Below are 14,810 nucleotides of genomic sequence, written 5' to 3'. Positions count from 1 at the left end.
CGGACGCATGGTGTCCTCGGAGAACATCCTCGCGTTCGCGGCGCTGGCGCTGCTGGTGATCGCGATTCCCGGGCCGAGCGTCCTGTTCGTGATCGGCAGAGCCCTCGCCCACGGCCGCCGCACGGCGCTCGCGACGGTCCTCGGCAACCTGCTCGGCTCCTACCTCCTGGTGATCGCCGTGGCATGGGGCCTCGGTGCGCTGGTGGAGACCTCGGCGGCGGTGTTCCTCGGCGTGAAGCTGGCCGGCGCGGCGTATCTCGTCCACCTGGGCGTGCACGCCTTCCGGCACCGCAGGACACTACGTGTCTCGGACATGGAGGCGCCGGCAAGTGAGCGGCGCGGCGATCTGCGCACCGTCCTGGACGGGATCTTCGTGGGAGCCACCAATCCCAAGGGCATCGTCTTCTTCGCGGCGGTGCTGCCGCAGTTCGTGAACCATACGGTGGGCCATGTCCCGCTGCAGATGATGGTGCTGGGCCTGGTTCCGGTCGCCATCGGCCTGATCACGGACACCCTGTGGGGTCTCGGTGCCTCTGCGGCCCGCTCCTGGTTCGCGCGTTCGGAACGGCGCCTGTCCATGGTCGGCGGGGCGGGCGGCCTTGCGATGATCGGTCTGGGCGTGACGGTGGCAGCGACGGGCCGCGCCGACTGAGCGCTGTCGGACGAACCCGCCGCTTCCTCCCCTTGCGGAGAGTCCGGGACTCACGGGGTGGGGATGCCTGCCGGGCGGTGTGGGCCACCGAGGCGCACCGGTACGCCGGGCGAGTACAGGACGCTGACCGGTGCCTCGCGCGGCGCGGACAGGCCGGCTGCCGCGACCAGGTTCTCCTCGCACTCGAGCAGCTCGGCGCGGTACAGCGGCCAGCGAGGATGGTGGTTGGGCAGGTACGACGCTCCGCCGAAGAAGGCGTTGTGCATGCCCCAGCGGGCGGTGAGGAAGTGCTCCAGGTCGGTCGGCTGTCGAATGCGCTCACCCCTGCGGATCGCGATGCGACTGTGCGCACCGCGAGGCCCGGGCCAGCGGCGTGAACTCGTATAGGTGACGGCGGTGCCCGCAGAGCGCACTCGCATCCGGGACCAGAGGTAGGGCAGCCGAAATCCGATGCGCCCCATCACCACGGGGATCAGCCGCGAGGCGTCCATGGACCGGAAGACGACGCCCCTGCGGCCGTGCGAGTCGATCGAGTACAGACGGACGTTCGTTTCCGGGAAGGAGCCGAGGTACGGCACTCCGGGCAGCCGCAGCCACCCGACCCGATGCATCCGGAAGGTGACCAGTCCGACGTACGTGACCCCCTCGTAAGTATCGGGAACGACCCCCTCGGGCAAGAGCCCCGCGACGGCCTCCGGGGCGGCGGCCCAGTGGATGAAGCACAGGTCGAGCCACTGCTGGGTCAGAAGCGGAGCGGCTATCGCCGTCGGGGCGTCGGGCGTGATGGGGGCCGGCTGCTGCACGGGGCAAGCATCCCAGCAGCAGCCCGATCCCGCCATGACGCCCAGGAACACCCGTCACTTGCGCCAGAACAGGTGGTGCGTCACACCGCTCGGACTGGGCACGACGTCGCAGTGGAAGCGGTCCAGCAGCTCATCGGGTGACTCCCAGAGCCGTACCCCGGATCCGAGCTTCATCGGCGAGACCGCCACGTGCAGGGTGTCGACGAGTCCGGCGTCGAGGAACTGTCTGATCGTGGTGGCCCCGCCGCCGAGCCGAACGTCTTTGCCCTGTGCCGCCTCCCGCGCCTGTGCGAGCACCGTGGCCGGACTGCCGTCCACGAAGTGGAAGGTGGTGTCGGAGAGCGTGAACGAAGGACGCTTGTGGTGAGTCATGACGAACACCGGCGTGTGGAACGGAGGCTCGGCGCCCCACCAGCCCTGCCACTCGTAGTCCTGCCAGGGACCACGCTGAGGACCGAACTTGTTGCGGCCCATGATCTCGGCGCCGATGTTTCGGGCGTAGTCCCGCGTCAGGTAGTCGTCGAGACCCCGGCTCCCGCCGGGGTCGGTGCGCATGGGCCAGCTCGCGGTGGCTCCGGCCCAGGCGAACAGGGCCGCGGGATCGGCGTGGCCGAACGGTCGCTCCAGGCTCTGGTTCTCACCGGCGCCGTATCCGTCGCTCGAGACGTTGAAGTTCTGGACTCTCAGCAGCTGATTCACGTGGCTCCTCCCGCGTGGTCGTTGACGATAGGACGGCCGACGCCGCGGAAACTCATCGCCGCGCCCATGACCGGCCGGTGGTTGGGCCGTCTGACACTGTGACCGTGGTCCGGCAAGGCGCTCGGTCCGTGGTCGTCGCGGTCAGAGCAGTCGACGGATGTCACCGCGGACGCGGTAGAAGCCGCCTGCCGCCGGATGCAGGGCGTCCACCACGTAGCGGGCGCCGGGCTCCCGTATCGCCCGCGGGAACTGGACGTTCCAGGAGGAGTCGTAGCCCTCGGACACCACGTGCACGCGCAACCGGCCGTTCTGCTGGAAGCATTCGACCACGACCGCTCCTGCCGGAGCCCCTGTCACGGTGGACACCGCGCTCACGGCCGTGGCCGGAGCATAGGTCGGCAGGGCCGCGGCGAGCTTGATGTCCCGAGGGACCGGCAGCGTGCCCTGCTGGGCCGCGGAAATGCCCGCCTCACTCGCGTCCACGCACACCAGCGAGCCGTCCGTGGTCACCAGGTACAGCCGCTCGTCGTGGTACTGCATCGACAGCGCCGAGCCACCGCCCGTGCCGAGCTTCCACAGCCGCGTGCCGTTCCGGTCGAAGCAGTAGACGGACGAGGCGGCGTCGCCGGCGAAGACGAACCGTCCGCCGGGCGAGGTGGCGCACGAGTACACCGCGCTGTCGCAGGCATAGGTGGCCTCGATGGCACCGGTCGCCTTGGACAGCCGCTGCACCACGCGGTGTGCCGTCCCGGCATACACGGCGTCGGCCTCCTGCCAGCCGAACAGCACACCGCCACGGGTGGGCGTGTGCCACAACTCCCCGCTACCGCCCGGCCGGTAGGCGGTGACCCCCTGATGGTGGCCGTGGTAGACGGCCCGGTCGTCGGCGCGGACCATCCAGGCGTGCTCGCCCTGGCTGCGGCGGGCCCACTGGTGCTCGTCCTCGTGGTCGATGACGGTGAGCCGGCCGTCGCGGTCCGAGACGTTAAGGACGCCCTCGTGGATGTCCAGCCAGAAGATGTCGACGTCCGTGGCGATGTCGTAGGCGGCGAACGGCAGCTTGGAGGACAGGTCGTAGACCCTGCCGTCGTCACAGCCGGCGTAGATCCAGAAATCGTCGGCCACCAGGCACTTCACGCCGTCCGGCAGGTTGAAGCGGGCCAGGCCGTGGCCGTCGTGGTCAAGGGTGTAGACGTCACCCGCCTGATTGCCGACCCAGCAGTGCTGGTCGTCGACGTGGATCCCGAACGCCGCGGAGCCGGTGCGGAACCTCCAGAGCACCGGTGCCAGGGAGCGCGCGGTGGACGGCGCCGAGGTGACCTGACGCCGGGTCACCGGTCGCGGCGCGCGCTGCCCGGGCACGGCCGGGACATAACCCTTGCGGACCTTCTCCCCCAGCTTCTTCGCCGCGGCCTCCCGCGCCTTCTCGGGCGTGGGGAACGTCGTCGTCTGGGTCTGCCCGTCGGCACCTATCCGCCCGTACCGCACTGTCACCACCTGACCGTCGACGGCGACTTCGTAGAACTTGTGCGCCCCGCCGCCGTCTTGCGACAGCTCCAGATACGTCTTGGACACCGCGGACCCGACGGTCATGACAGACCCCTCCCCCAGGACGGACCTGCGGCTAGTCCGGCAGGCCCACTGATCAAACCGTAGAAGGAGCCACTGACAATCGACCGGGGACGGCCGCCTGCAGGGAGCCGAGGCCGGGCGTGGAAGCCGCATCCGGCCCGGACCCGAACGGCGAAGGCGTCGAGCAGGCGTCTGCCCCCGCGGCGGGTCGCTCGTCTCTGCATGCTTCAAGGGACCACCGAACGTCCCCGTGCGGCCACAGAGGGTCGACCCCGGCGCCCTGCTCGCGCGATGGCCGTCGACCGCCGACCCTCAGCGCCCCTCCTGGGTGGTTGCGCAGCGGAAGCCTGGTCACTGCTGGTTCCGGTAGTGTGGATTGCGTCTGCCAGCAGTGCCACGGTCGGCGACAAGGGCAGTCGCGCAGACGGACCTTGCCGCTTTCCCTCGGCTTGTGGCCCATGTTCCCAAGCTGCCGCCGGCGGCGGGAAAGGTGCACAATTCGCCGGTGGGCTGTTTACTCCAGCCGGCGGCCACCAGGGTGAAGCGTGCGTGTGCTCCCGGGTCGGGGGCCCGTCCGGCTCCACTGTGGAAGCTGCGGGAGTCGACAAGCTGGGACGGCCGCGAGAGGCGGGATCGTGACGTACCCAAGAGCGACGATCTTCACTGAGAGTCCGGAGGACCCGTTCGCGGTGCGTGCCGCGGCCACGGTGGTGCTGGACCAGAAGGGCACGGTGATCGGCTGGAGCGCGCGGGCACAGCAGCTGACGGGCCACCGGCCGGACGAGGTGGTCGGCAGGCCGGCCGCCGACCTGCTCATCGACTCGCTCGACCGCGAAATGATCATGGGTGCCGCGGCGGACTGCACGGAGGGACATGGCTGGTTCGGTGTACTACCGGTCCGGCATCGTGATGGCCACAGGGTGTCGCTGGGGATCCGGGCCTACTGCGTGCTGCGCGCCGGAACGGGCTGTGAATGGTTCGTGGTCGCCGCCCCGAGCGAGGACGTCATCCAGTGGGAGACCGACCGCGCCGCGCTGGACGGCCTCTTCTCGCGCTCACCGGTCGGATTCTCCACTCATGATCCCGATCTGCGGATCCTGCGCGTGAACCGGGCCATCGCCAAGGTGGGCGGGCTGCCGTCACCCGAGGTGGCGCGCGGTCACCGGATCGGGGACTTCCTGCACCCCGCCGACGCCGAAACCGTGGAAGCGGGACTCCGGAGCGTGGTGGCCACGGGCAAGCCGATGATCTTCACGGAGCAGTCGGGCCGACCCCGCCACGATCCCGAGCAGGAGCGCTTCGTGTCGGTCTCGGCGTTCCGGATGCAGGACGGCGCCGGGAAGGTCCTCGGAGTCGCCCAGCTGGTCGAGGACGTCACCGACCGGCATCGTGCCGAGCGTCGGCTGGCCATGCTGAACGAGGCGAGCACCCGGATCGGGACCACCTTGGACGTCGCTGCGACCGCCCGGGAGCTGGCCGACGTCGCCGTTCCCGGTCTCGCCGACGGCGTCAGTGTCGACCTGGTACCGCCGGTCAGCCCCGACGCTGAAGGCACTGCGGCGGCTGACGGGCGACTGCGGAGGGTCGCGGTGAAGACCGTCGAGCCGCAGCCGCCGCACGGGCCGGCTCCGGAGGGCACACCGATGCGCTTCTCCCCGGATTCCCCCCAGGGCCGGTGCCTGGCCGACCGGAAACCGGTCCTCCATGAGGAGGTGACCGAAGAGGCCGACGTCATGCAGGGCGTCCGGTCGCTGATGGTCGTACCTCTGACCGCCCGAGGACACCTCCTCGGACTGGTCAGCCTGTGGCGCGCCCGCTCGGAGCCGTTCGAGGACGACGACCTGACGCTCGCAGCCGAGTTCGCGAGCCGCGCGGCGCTTTCCATCGACAACGCGCGCCGCTATGCCGTGCAGCAGCACACGGCGCTGACGCTTCAGCGCAGCCTGCTTCCTCAGCAGCTCCCCGAGCCCTCGGCGGTGGACGTCGCCCACCGCTACCTGCCCGCCGGCTCCACCACGGGCGTCGGTGGCGACTGGTTCGACGTCATCCCCCTGTCCGGCGCCCGTGTCGCTCTGGTGGCGGGCGACGTGGTGGGACACGGCATCAATGCCGCCGCCACCATGGGCCGGCTTCGCACGGCCGTTCACACGCTGGCCGACCTCGACCTGGACCCGGCGGAGGTCCTCGCCCACCTCGACGACCTCGTCGACCGCCTGGCAACGGACACCAACACTCCCGGCTACGGCGAACAGCTGATCGGCGCCACCTGTCTGTACGCGATCTACGATCCCGTGACGCGACGCTGCTCTGCCGCCCGCGCCGCCCATCCGCCGCCGATCGTGGCGACGTCGGGCGGGGCTGCCGCGCTGGCGGACATCCCTGCCGGGCCTCCCCTCGGACTGGGCGGGCTGCCGTTCGAGACCGAGGAGCTCGACGTTCCCGAGGGATCACTGCTCGCCCTCTACACCGACGGGCTCATCGAAGCGCGCGACGGTGACCTCGACACCCACCTTGCGCAGCTGTGCGCCATCCTCACCACGCCCGGCCGCTCGCTGCCGGAACTCGCCTCCGATGCGGTCGACGCCCTTCTCCCCCACCCGCCCCGGGACGACGCGCTGCTGCTTCTCGCCCGCACGCACGCCCTGCCCGCCGAGCGCGTCGCCACCTGGCAGCTGCCTGCCGAACCCGCCTCCGCCGGTCGCGCCCGCAGGCTGACCGAGGAGCAGCTGGGTCTGTGGGGGCTGAACGAACTCGCCTTCACCACTGTTCTGATCGCCACGGAACTGGTCACCAACGCCTACCGCTATGCCACCGGTCCCGTGACCCTGCGGCTCATCAAGGACCGCGTGCTCATCTGCGAGGTCTCCGACCCCAGCAGCACCTCACCGCACCTTCGCCGCGCCCGGCCCACCGACGAGGGCGGCCGCGGGCTGCTGCTCGTCGCCCAGCTCACCCAGCGTTGGGGAACCCGCTACACCACCGACGGCAAGACCGTCTGGACCGAGCAGCCCCTCCCCGACTGCCCTTCGTGACGACGCGGTGCCGTCACATCGGAGTGGGCGTATTGTCCGTATATGCGTGACGCTCCGTGCGGCTGGTGCGGCACAGCGCCGCAGGAGCCGACCAGCCGCCGCCGTTACTGCCGTCCGGCGCACCGGCAGGCCGCGTGGCGGGCCCGGCGGCGCCGGCAGGCGGCCGCCGCGGAGCGGCAGGCGCTGTTGCCGGCGGGGACCGAGCTGTTCACCCGCGTGCAGGCTGTGGCGCAACAGCAGAGCACCGGCCCGGCGTCGTGGACGTCCGCCGGAGCTCCGCACTCTGCCGTGGTGGCGCAGATGTCCGAGCTCGCCGGTCAGTTGCTGCGCCGGGCGGTGCCGGCCGACCGGCGGGCCGGGGCCGGCTGGGCGCAGATCGGCGCCGTCCTGGGGATCAGCGCAGACACCGCCCGCAGTCGTTTCGGGCGGGTACGGAGACCGGCGACCGACCGTCGCACCTGGAGGTGAAGCGTGGGCAACGGCGCCGCCGGCGCTCCCTGCGCGGGCGCTGCTCGGGAGCCGCTGGACCCGGCCCTGAGCCAGTTCGCCCAGGACACCGGTGCTCACGTGGGCGCGGTCTACCTGCTGTCGCCGGAAGAACAGGTACTGCAGCTCGCGGTGCTGGGCGGAATCTCGTGGCAGATCGCCTCGCCCTGGGCTCGGGTGGCGCTGGCGGCCGCGACACCCGTGAGCGACGCCGTCCGGGAACGGCAACTGGTGTGGATCGGCAGCCAGGAGGAGCTGGCGCGCCGCTATCCGCAGCTGGCGCTCGTCCTGCCCCACCCCTTCGCCACGGCCGCCGCCCCGATCACCACCGGCCGGACCTTGTGGGGCGGCCTGGTACTGCACTGGCCCAGCACACACCCGCCCACACTGAGCTCGGACGAGCGGGCTGCCATCACCGACGTCTGTCACCGCCTCGGCCTCGTCCTGCGGCGGGCCGACCGCAGCGGCCGCCCCCTGCTGGCCGGGCCGGAGCCGCATGTCCTGCCCGCGCTGAGGACCCGTACCGCCGAGCCGGCCGAGGCGCAGGCCGCGGTCGACTTCGCCGAGCGCCTGCCCAGTGGCTGCTGCGCACTCGACCTGGACGGGCGGATCACCTTCATCACCACGGCCGCGGCGCAGCTCCTCGGCGTCGGCGTACCCGACCTGCTCGGCGCCCGGCCCTGGGAGGCGCTTCCGTGGCTGGACAGCCCCCTCGCCGAAGACCGGTACCGGGCCGCGGCGCTCAGCCACCAGCCCACGTCCTTCACCGCCCGGCGCCCCCCGGACCACTGGTTGTCCTTCCACCTCTACCCGGACGCCTCCGGCATCAGCGTGCGCGTCGTGCCCGCCTCTTCGGCCCAGGAATCACCCCCTCCACGGCTGCTGCACCCCGCGCCGGCCACCGCGCCCGGCCGGACCACGGCTCTCTACCACGTGATGCATCTGGCCACGACCCTCACCGAGGCCGTCGGCGTGCGGGACGTGATCGAAACGGTCGCCGACCAGATTTTGCCCGCCTTCGGCGCCCAGGCCCTTGCCCTGATGGCCGCGGAGGAGGGCCGGCTGCGGATCATCGGCTACCGCGGCTACGAGGCCGACCTCATGGACCGCTTCGACAACGCGCCGCTCAGCTCGGAGACTCCCGCCGTGCACGTCCTGACGACAGGTGTCGCGAGTTTCTTCCCCACCTTCACCGACCTGAAGCGGGCCTATCCCCCAGCGGTCCTGCAGGACGGCATGGCCGCCTGGGCGTTCCTGCCGCTGATCGCCTCCAGGCACCCCGTCGGCTCGCTGGTCCTCGCCTACGACCGGCCCCGTGTCTTCCCTCCGCAGGAGCGCTCCGTCCTCACGTCGACCGCCGGACTGATCGCCCAGGCGCTGGACCGGGCCCGTCTCTACGACGCCAAACACCAGCTCGCCCACGACCTCCAGGCCGGCCTGCTGCCGCACACCCTGCCTCATGTACCCGGCCTCGACGTGGCCGCCCGCTACCTCCCCGCGAGCCGCGGCATGGACATCGGCGGCGACTTCTACGACGTCATCCGGCTCTCCGACACGACCGCCGCCGCGGCCATCGGTGACGTCCAGGGCCACAACGTGCGGGCCGCCACCCTCATGGGCCAGGTGCGCACAGCCGTGCACGCCACCGCCGGCGCGCCCCCGGGCGAAGTCCTCACGCGCACCAACCGCCTGCTCACCGACCTCGACCCGGGCCTGTTCACCAGCTGCCTCTACGTCGACCTCGACCTCGACCAGCACCACGCGTGCCTGGCCACTGCCGGGCACCCCCCGCCGATACTGCGCCACCCCGACGGCCGCACCGAGATCCTCGACCCGTCGCCGGGACTCCTGCTCGGCATCGACGCCACGGCCGACTATCCCGCGACCGAGATCCCGCTACCGCCCGGCGCCGTCCTGGCCCTGTACACCGACGGACTCGTCGAAGCACCGGGCATCGACATCGAGGACACCATCGCCGCCCTCGCCGACCAGCTCGCGCACGCCGAGTACCAGAGCATGGACGCCCTCGCCGACAGCCTCATCGCCCAGGCCCAGCGGTCCGCGCCCCGCAGCGACGACATCGCCCTGCTCCTCATCAACCCGCTGTGAGCGGCTGAGCGAGGCGAACGGCTCCGGCGGGCATGCTCTATGTTTCCGGCGGCGGTTTCGGGCGGGATCGCGGTCCGGCGAACCACGCGGCGCTCAGAGGCTGGTGAGCAGGGCGTCGAGCGGAGCGGGTATGCGGTCGGGGTCGAGGGCCTCGACGAGGACGCGGCCGTAGTGGATCTTGCGTCCTTTCTTGGTGCCGAGAAAACGCCGCAACTGTTGCTGTGAGGATCGGCCCTGCTGTGCGGGCTGGCGCAGGAAGGTCTGCAGGGCGCGCAGGTCTCCCTCCGACCGTACGAGTTCCTCCACTCGTGTGACACCCAGTGCGCGGATGAGTTCGTCTTCCAGATCCGCCGCGCAGACGAAGAACCGCTGCTGTGCCGCACCGGCGCGCTCCCAGCCGCGGGCGTAGTAGGGGCGCTCCCTCTCGTCGCACAGTCCCGTGAGGCGGAGGCCGAGGCCGGTCGGCCCGAGGAGGTGGGCGAAGCGGACGACGCTCATCGCTCCGCCCATCGACAGGACGCAGACTCCTTCGGCCTCCAGGTTCCGGCCGCGGCTCGCGGCCAGCGCGCCGACGGCCGCGACATCGCTGGGCCCTTCGAGCAGGACGACCGCCCGGACGGGCAGCCGCGCGGCCAACTCGCGCGCCGCGTCACCGGTTCCACCGGCCGCCCACGCGGTGACCGCGTCCCGGAACGACGTCATGTCAGTCATGAGACCGAGTCTCCGCCCCTCTCCGGCAGCCGCGCCAGGGATTTTCCGCAGCGTGTCTGTCGTGGGTGAGCGGCCGGGCGCGCACGGCCGCATCAGGCTCACGAGCGGCCGCCGCGCCGTCACATCACCGGCCCGACCCGACGAGTACCGGCTGCGGCCGGGTCGACTTCACTGATTCTTCGCTCAGTTCGCCGCGCTCGGCCGAGATGCCGGGCGAAGAAGCTGACCGCGCTGTTCGCCTCGAACCTGGGCAGCTCCTTGTGCCGTCCCGCGTTGGCGTGCAACGTCTTCTCTCTCGAGGCGAAGGCGTCGAACAGCGCGATTGCGGACTCGCGCGGGATGTGCTCGTCGTCCCACTGCATGTCGAACTCGATCGGGATGGTGATCTGCTTCGCCTTCTCGGCCAGGACGTCGGGCCAGTGCTGACCGAAGACCGCGGCCGTGATCCTGGGTTCGACCGCCACGAGGGGTACTCCGATCGCGGTTCCCATGTTGATGCCGAAGTAGCCGACAGGCCCGTCGGTGCCGATCTCCGGAAGTTCCTGGAGGGCGTCCAGGGTCGCCTGCCACTCGGGCACGGCGAGCTCTGCCAGGTGGGCGTTGTAGCGGACGACGATCGGACCTTCCGGCTCCCCCGCCGCTCTCGCCCGGAACAGGTCGGCGATTTCCTCCTCGTCATGCGCCGTGCGCGGCCGGTCGCCGTGACCGGGTGCGTCGATGACGGCGACGTGGAAGCCGCAGCCCGTCACGAGGAGGCGGGCGCGGCCCGCCATCGCGGGTGACTTCTTGTGGTTGCCGCCGCCGTGCCCCATCAGCACAAGTGGCGCGCGATCGGGCCCGGATGCGGGGGACCAGAGCACACCGGGGACCTCGCCCACGGTGAAGTCGCGTTCGACGACGCCGTTCGACGATGTCTGCGCGGTGAAATGCAAGGAATGCATGAGTGTTGCCTTTCGGGAGTGCCTTGTTGTCGAGGCGCTCCCGGCGACACCTACGTCGATCGCCCGACCGTGACGACAGGGGAGAGCACCCACATGGATCCAGCGTTCATGGGTCTCACCTCCTCGGGCGGTGTCACGGTCCACCGCAAGCTACCAACTCGACTGCGGTCCTGCCCAACCCTTTGTTCCGGACCGGTTCAGGCAGTGGGTTGGCGTGTGATGCCGGGTGAACCTCGACCGACAGGGAGAGTGGCGGTGTCGACGACTACGTTCGACGAGAGTGAGCGGCTGATATGGGCCGGCCGGGGTGCCGCCTACGCGAGCAGCTTCGCGAAGCCGTGCGCCCATCCGGTACCGCAGTTGCTCGATGCCGCCGAGACAGGGCCGGGCGCGCGCGTGCTGGACGTCGGCACCGGGCCGGGGACCGTCGCTGCTGCCGCGTGTGCCCGTGGTGCGACGGTGTCGGCCGTGGATGCGGAGTCGACCATGGTCGAGTTGGCCGGGCAGGCCGCACCCGAGGCCGAGGCGCACCTGGCCGCGCTGCCTGAACTCCCGGTCCCAGATGCGGAGTTCGATGCCGCCGTGGCGAACTTCGTGTTGAACCACGTGGGTCGGCCGAGAGTGGCCCTGGCCGAGCTGCGGCGTGTCGTGAAGCCCGGTGGTTGGATCGCGCTGACGATATGGGCGTTGCCACCGGCTGCGGGGCAGGCTCTGATCGGCCGTGCCATCCAAGCCGCGGGAGCGGTGCGTCCCCCGCATCTGCCGGCGGGACTGGACCCCGACGACGACTTTCCTCGTGACGAGAGCGGTCTGACGGAGGTGATGCGTGCGGCGGGGCTGCGGGATGCGGTGTGCGAGACGCTGCGCTGGGATCACCGCGCGAGTGCCGAGGAGTGGTGGAGCGGTCCTGCCGGGGGCGTGGCGTTCGGCGGTCAGATGGTGCAGAGCCAGACCCCCGGGATCCGTGCCGAGATCAAGCGCCACTTCGATCTGTTCAGCACGGAGTTCGCCGACGAGGACGGCCTGCTGTCCCTCCCGCACGCGGCCCTGCTCGCGCGTGCGCGTCGGTGACCCTGAGCGCCTGCTCGGGTACGTTTCCCGCGCGGTGCTTAGGTCGAGAGGCCCCGCTCACGTGGAAGTGTTCTCGGCACTCTCCGCCTGCAGCACCAGCGAGCTCCAGCGGACGCTCTCACGTCCGTGAAGGTCGGGGCGCTCGTCGAGGTGGACCGTCTGCAGGCCGTAGGCGCTGCCCAACTCGACGGTCTCGGGAGCGGAGACGTCGAACATGCGGCGGCCTGCTGGGACGGGGCCGTGGCGAAGATTCACGAAGAAGCGGCCACCGGACACCAGGAGACCGGCGATCCTGGCCATCGCTCGCCGGCGTTCCTCGGCATCCAGGTGCATCCATACCGCTGTGGCGAAGACCGCGTCGAACCGGCCCTGGCTCAGCATCAGGTCGGGAAGACAGTCGTCGACCCAGTCGATGGTGCTGCCCGGATGAAGCCGCTGTCCGTGCGCCCGCAGCTCCGCGGTCGGCTCAACAGCGACAACGCTGTGTCCGCGGGCCGCCAGTGCGGCGGCATCGCGCCCGGTTCCCGCGCCCACGTCCAGGATGCGGCCGGGCTCGGTGGGAACCAAGTGCAACCCAGCGCTGTGAACTGCCTCGAAGGTGCTTCCTCGTACTGAACGGCCAGCGCGTCCGCCGACTTCGCATATCCTTCGGTTCCCCTGGCCGGGCCGCGGCTCTCCGCCTTCAGAATCACGTGATCGTTCATGGCCGAAGGCTACCGGCGCGCAATTCCCCCAATCGCATGGGTATTTGAGGTAGCACACCTCGCCGACTCCCTCCTGGACGGCAAGCAGCTAGGCCCGCAACAGACGTACCGTGCCGTCGTCCGTCACCTCGTACACATCGATGCGCAGCAGGCGACGAACGTGGGCCGGGACGCGTTCGACGGCCTTGACGGAGGAGGACGGGACCACGAGGGCGTACCGTATCTGCGGTTCCTGACCCGTCATGCGACGCAACAACTGGCCGTAGGCAATGTCGGCGTCGATGCCCTTCTCGCTCGTGCGGCCCTTGGCCTCGCAGATCAGTCGCTGCTCGCCGCGCACGGCTTCGAGGTCGGTCCAGCGGTCCGTGGGATCGACCACTGTCCAGCCATCGGCGAGCAGCCAGGTACGAAAGGTGTCGGTGACCCGGTCCTCGTCGCTGCCGCGTGCCAGGAGCTTCCGGAGTGCCGCCAGGTCGGCCTCCTGGTTGCGGCGCAGCCGACCGCCGCCGTTCGCGTCCAGGTCGGCCGGGCGGATCACGATCAGCCGCAGCCCATGTGCGGGGATCTCCGTCTCCCGGCGGGCGTCGTACAGCGTCCGCTGCTCGCCCCGGTGTACGCCGCTCACGGTGAGCCTGTCCGGCTTGTCGAAATGGGGTACCGGCCGGTCGTGTTGGAGTTCCCGGTACTCCACCACGAGCTGGTGGCCCGGCCAGTAGGCGTCGACCGGCAGCTTGGCACGCCGGCCTCCCTTTCCGGGATCTCCCAGGAGCCAGTCGAACTTGTGCTGGGTCAGGGCGGTCTCGCCGAGGACCTGGTTGCACAGGCCGACCACGTAGGCCTCGTCACTGTCGTCTCGCCTTCCCATGGCCGGGCATCATGCCAGCCTCCGCCGACAGTTGTGGGCGGAGGCTGGCTGCGCCCACCGCTGCTGGAGGGTGGTGCCGGGGATGGGGCCATCAGGGTGGTGTCGGGTCGTGTCGTAAGGACGGCGCGGGGACAGTTCGCCATGCTGGGCCCGGAGCTGCACCCTTCTCGGCGACAAGGAGCACAGCATGCCGACGGACACGGTCGCACGATTCCTGGCGGCCCTGGACCCGGATCACCGGCAGGCCATCGGCGCCAAGCCGCGCGAGGAACAGGAACGGCTCGCGGCGGCCTGGGAACGGGAACTGGAAGCGGACGACGAGCTCGACACCCTCGACGAGCTGTCCCCGCCCGCGGCGGAGGCCGAGGCGGCGCGCCGCGTTCTGGACCGCGAAACCGACTAGATCCTGTCTCTTCGCCGGTTTCGCAGGGGCTGGGATGAAGAACTGCCCCGACCGCTCCCCACCGCCCTGTGGCGGCTGCCGACCGCGCTGAACCACGGGACCTCGTGGGCTGCGAACCTGCGGTCGTAACCGCCGTCAGCACGGGTACTCGTCGCCACGGGCCCGGTTCGGCTGCGGGTCGACGGGCTTCCGGCAGTCGATCGCCGACAGTGGAGGCGCAGATGAGCACGGTCAAGGAAGCGGTGGAAGTCGACGTCCCCGTCCACACCGCCTACAACCAATGGACGCAGTTCGAGGAGTTCCCGAACTTCATGGAGGGGGTCGAGGAGGTCAGGCAGCTGGACGACCGGCACAACCACTGGACCACCAAGATCGGCGGAGTGCGGCGCGAGTTCGACACCGAGATCGTCGATCAGCTTCCCGACGAACGCATCACATGGCGCACGACCACCGGCGACACCAGCCAGAAGGGCTCGGTCCGCTTCGAGTCCCTGGATGACACCCACACCCGGGTGGAGCTGGTGATGGACATCGAGCCCAGTGGGGCCGCGGAGAAGTCCGCGGACATGCTCGGCACGATCGACCGGCGCGTCAAGGGAGACATGAAGCGGTTCAAGCGGTACATCGAGGATCGCGGCGCCGAGTCCGGTGCGTGGCGCGGCAGGATTCGGCCCGGAGACCCCGGCGGCCCCGCCCTCTGAACCAGCCCGTGGCGTACGGGCCGGACACCGCAGATCCTGCCGCGGTGTCCGGCCCGGGATG

14 protein-coding genes are annotated in these 14,810 nt (G+C 70.6%); 7 read left to right on the top strand and 7 right to left on the bottom strand.

Going from position 1 to position 14,810, the window contains the following annotated elements:
* The first annotated feature begins 7 nt into the window (after positions 1 to 7).
* Positions 8 to 652, top strand: coding sequence for a LysE family translocator (locus AC07CM_RS36330; RefSeq protein WP_478880756.1), 645 nt, complete (start codon positions 8 to 10; stop codon positions 650 to 652).
* Positions 653 to 702: 50 nt separating this feature from the next.
* On the opposite strand, the gene AC07CM_RS36325 is transcribed toward AC07CM_RS36330, so the two are convergent.
* From AC07CM_RS36325 to AC07CM_RS36315, 3 genes are all read right to left on the bottom strand, one after another.
* Positions 703 to 1,491 (bottom strand): YqjF family protein, encoded by a 789-nt coding sequence (locus AC07CM_RS36325; protein ID WP_478880755.1) that lies wholly within the window; start codon positions 1,489 to 1,491, stop codon positions 703 to 705.
* 18 nt (positions 1,492 to 1,509) lie between these two features.
* Entirely contained in the window at positions 1,510 to 2,154 is a 645-nt protein-coding gene (locus tag AC07CM_RS36320) for a dihydrofolate reductase family protein (protein WP_478880754.1), read from the bottom strand.
* A 141-nt stretch (positions 2,155 to 2,295) separates the two neighbouring features.
* The gene (locus AC07CM_RS36315; RefSeq protein ID WP_478880753.1) at positions 2,296 to 3,747 is read right to left on the bottom strand and encodes a WGR domain-containing protein; all 1,452 of its coding nucleotides are present in this window, start codon (positions 3,745 to 3,747) and stop codon (positions 2,296 to 2,298) included.
* Positions 3,748 to 4,361: 614 nt separating this feature from the next.
* Here AC07CM_RS36315 and AC07CM_RS36310 point away from each other — a divergent pair.
* Genes AC07CM_RS36310 through AC07CM_RS36300 form a run of 3 tightly spaced genes read left to right on the top strand, consistent with a single transcriptional unit; the run spans position 4,362 to position 9,353 of the window.
* A complete protein-coding gene (locus AC07CM_RS36310) occupies positions 4,362 to 6,758 on the top strand; it encodes a SpoIIE family protein phosphatase (RefSeq protein WP_478880752.1) in 2,397 nt (798 codons plus the stop codon).
* A 42-nt stretch (positions 6,759 to 6,800) separates the two neighbouring features.
* Positions 6,801 to 7,226: a hypothetical protein gene (locus tag AC07CM_RS36305; RefSeq protein WP_478880751.1), complete on the top strand. Its 426-nt coding sequence runs from the start codon at positions 6,801 to 6,803 to the stop codon at positions 7,224 to 7,226.
* Positions 7,227 to 7,229: 3 nt separating this feature from the next.
* Positions 7,230 to 9,353, top strand: coding sequence for a SpoIIE family protein phosphatase (locus AC07CM_RS36300; RefSeq protein WP_478880750.1), 2,124 nt, complete (start codon positions 7,230 to 7,232; stop codon positions 9,351 to 9,353).
* Positions 9,354 to 9,446: 93 nt separating this feature from the next.
* Here the strand turns inward: AC07CM_RS36300 and AC07CM_RS36295 are convergent, their stop codons facing one another.
* A complete protein-coding gene (locus tag AC07CM_RS36295) occupies positions 9,447 to 10,064 on the bottom strand; it encodes a TOPRIM nucleotidyl transferase/hydrolase domain-containing protein (protein ID WP_478880749.1) in 618 nt (205 codons plus the stop codon).
* Between the two features lie 119 nt (positions 10,065 to 10,183).
* Positions 10,184 to 11,005 (bottom strand): alpha/beta hydrolase family protein, encoded by an 822-nt coding sequence (locus AC07CM_RS36290; protein ID WP_478880748.1) that lies wholly within the window; start codon positions 11,003 to 11,005, stop codon positions 10,184 to 10,186.
* 219 nt (positions 11,006 to 11,224) lie between these two features.
* Between AC07CM_RS36290 and AC07CM_RS36285 the strand changes: the two genes are divergently transcribed.
* Complete coding sequence (locus tag AC07CM_RS36285; RefSeq protein WP_478880747.1) at positions 11,225 to 12,076, top strand: class I SAM-dependent methyltransferase; 852 nt, start codon at positions 11,225 to 11,227, stop codon at positions 12,074 to 12,076.
* 57 nt (positions 12,077 to 12,133) lie between these two features.
* On the opposite strand, the gene AC07CM_RS36280 is transcribed toward AC07CM_RS36285, so the two are convergent.
* Both AC07CM_RS36280 and AC07CM_RS36275 read right to left on the bottom strand, forming a co-directional pair.
* The gene (locus AC07CM_RS36280) at positions 12,134 to 12,649 is read right to left on the bottom strand and encodes a class I SAM-dependent methyltransferase (protein ID WP_478880746.1); all 516 of its coding nucleotides are present in this window, start codon (positions 12,647 to 12,649) and stop codon (positions 12,134 to 12,136) included.
* A gap of 219 nt (positions 12,650 to 12,868) precedes the next feature.
* Positions 12,869 to 13,645, bottom strand: a complete 777-nt coding sequence (locus tag AC07CM_RS36275) for a hypothetical protein (protein ID WP_478880745.1) — start codon at positions 13,643 to 13,645, stop codon at positions 12,869 to 12,871.
* Positions 13,646 to 13,832: 187 nt separating this feature from the next.
* Here AC07CM_RS36275 and AC07CM_RS36270 point away from each other — a divergent pair, with 187 nt between their 5' ends.
* Together AC07CM_RS36270 and AC07CM_RS36265 are read left to right on the top strand one after the other, a co-directional pair.
* On the top strand, positions 13,833 to 14,048 hold the full coding sequence (locus AC07CM_RS36270) for a hypothetical protein (protein ID WP_478880744.1): 216 nt from the start codon (positions 13,833 to 13,835) through the stop codon (positions 14,046 to 14,048).
* A 221-nt stretch (positions 14,049 to 14,269) separates the two neighbouring features.
* Positions 14,270 to 14,749, top strand: a complete 480-nt coding sequence (locus AC07CM_RS36265; RefSeq protein ID WP_478880743.1) for an SRPBCC family protein — start codon at positions 14,270 to 14,272, stop codon at positions 14,747 to 14,749.
* Positions 14,750 to 14,810: the final 61 nt, after the last annotated feature.

The sequence above is a fragment of the Streptomyces sp. NPDC044061 genome, assembly GCF_056434305.1.
This window is presented reverse-complemented; position numbering and strand designations above follow the sequence as displayed.

Coding starts and splice junctions, on each gene's coding strand:
- AC07CM_RS36315 (WP_478880753.1), bottom strand. CDS start 3,747: ATGACCGTCGGGTCCGCGGTGTCCAAGACGTATCTGGAGCTGTCGCAA.
- AC07CM_RS36275 (WP_478880745.1), bottom strand. CDS start 13,645: ATGGGAAGGCGAGACGACAGTGACGAGGCCTACGTGGTCGGCCTGTGC.
- AC07CM_RS36325 (WP_478880755.1), bottom strand. CDS start 1,491: ATGGCGGGATCGGGCTGCTGCTGGGATGCTTGCCCCGTGCAGCAGCCG.
- AC07CM_RS36285 (WP_478880747.1), top strand. CDS start 11,225: ATGCCGGGTGAACCTCGACCGACAGGGAGAGTGGCGGTGTCGACGACT.
- AC07CM_RS36290 (WP_478880748.1), bottom strand. CDS start 11,005: ATGCATTCCTTGCATTTCACCGCGCAGACATCGTCGAACGGCGTCGTC.
- AC07CM_RS36295 (WP_478880749.1), bottom strand. CDS start 10,064: ATGACTGACATGACGTCGTTCCGGGACGCGGTCACCGCGTGGGCGGCC.
- AC07CM_RS36265 (WP_478880743.1), top strand. CDS start 14,270: ATGAGCACGGTCAAGGAAGCGGTGGAAGTCGACGTCCCCGTCCACACC.
- AC07CM_RS36305 (WP_478880751.1), top strand. CDS start 6,801: ATGCGTGACGCTCCGTGCGGCTGGTGCGGCACAGCGCCGCAGGAGCCG.
- AC07CM_RS36270 (WP_478880744.1), top strand. CDS start 13,833: ATGCCGACGGACACGGTCGCACGATTCCTGGCGGCCCTGGACCCGGAT.
- AC07CM_RS36330 (WP_478880756.1), top strand. CDS start 8: ATGGTGTCCTCGGAGAACATCCTCGCGTTCGCGGCGCTGGCGCTGCTG.